Origin of the sequence: Paenibacillus anaericanus, assembly GCF_003994475.1 — a bacterium.
In the GTDB taxonomy this organism is placed as follows: domain Bacteria; phylum Bacillota; class Bacilli; order Paenibacillales; family Paenibacillaceae; genus Fontibacillus; species Fontibacillus anaericanus.
On sequence record NZ_RZNY01000085.1, the window covers coordinates 1 to 1,343 of the forward strand.

Here is a 1,343-nt window from a genome sequence, read left to right on the forward strand (position 1 = left end):
TTTTTTTTGCGCAAGCAAGAAAAAAAGCGTACAGCAAACAAAGCGGATGAAATACCCGCTTAAAAAATGTTCATGTGAAACGAATTATGCTACTCTGTAAACGAAGCTAACAGCTGATTTATAGCGAATTTTGCGCGTATTCTTCTGCCCTGGGCGAATGGGTCGAATCGGCAAAATGTTTTTGCGAATCAGTCCTTCAACATCGGGCGGGGATCCATTGTCTCTTGAGTGCAGGAAATGTCTACAAACGTGAACGGCGACCGTGAAGTTGACTTGGTATTGATGCCGTTTATTCATTTGAGAAATGACTACGTGCGAGGTAATCATTTCAGTGAAATTGTACATGATCATTCTTGCGAAAATCTCTTGGGTGATGGACTCTCGCTTCTTTGCGTGAAAACTCGTCAGACCGACTGTGTATTTTAATGCCCTGAAAGAGGTTTCTATACCCCATCGCATGTTATAAATAGACCTGAGTTCATCGGGTGGGAAATCAGTGCTAGAAAGATTCGTAATGACGGTTTCATAAGCGCCACTCGGCAGGACGAAACGAACAACCCGAAAAAAAATGGGATAAAACAAGTTCTCATGCAAATCCAAAAAATCAAAAGTAGACGTGGAAGGGACGAACTTGTAAATTTCGGGATGAGCCTTGATCTCTTTGGTTTGTTNGATTTCGGGATGAGCCTTGACCTCTTTGGTTTGCTTTTTGGTGAGTGTCAGATAAACGTCCATATCAAACGTTCCACCAGAGGGCAAACGCAAGCCTGAAAGAATACCATTAGAATCTAAATCCTTTACCCGAATAACATAGTTCCACCCTTTGCGTTCAATATGCGCAAAATTGTTGTAACTTTCATAACCTCTATCGGCAGTAACAATGGTTTTGTCTTTAATGGAGGAACGGTCAACCATATCTGCTAGTGCTCTTCTCTCGTTACACAACCTTCGTGGCTGAACAATGGCATCCACGTAAAGTCTGCTGCACAAATCATAGGCTGCATTCAAATGCAGAAGGTTATAGCCTTTCGTGTTCGGCTGACTTTGAAAATAGGTGTCCGTATCCGCAGAGTCTGTTGCGATATGCAAATCGGAACCGTCAACAGCAAGTAATCGATACCCTCGGTAGTGCTTGATATCCGTATAGGTTTGCGTAAATTTGTGAAACAAGAATTCCAGAGCTGAAGGCAGGATTTTATTTCTCTGCTGGACAAAAGCAGAAGTGGTCGCGGTGTTTACGTCATAGCCTTGCGATTCTAAGAGTTCCTTATACATGCTGTTCCCACCCATGGAGATCAAGAGTTGCATAACCGTTTCAAAGGGTAGCTTTTTCTTTCGGGTAA

The 1,343-nt window shown here is 42.7% G+C and carries 1 protein-coding gene; it reads right to left on the bottom strand.

Features of this window, described 5'->3' with window-relative positions; genetic code table 11:
* Positions 1–84 precede the first annotated feature (84 nt).
* Positions 85–1,308, bottom strand: coding sequence for an IS4 family transposase (locus EJP82_RS27790; protein WP_425464377.1), 1,224 nt, complete (start codon positions 1,306–1,308; stop codon positions 85–87).
* Between the last annotated feature and the right edge of the window lie 35 nt (positions 1,309–1,343).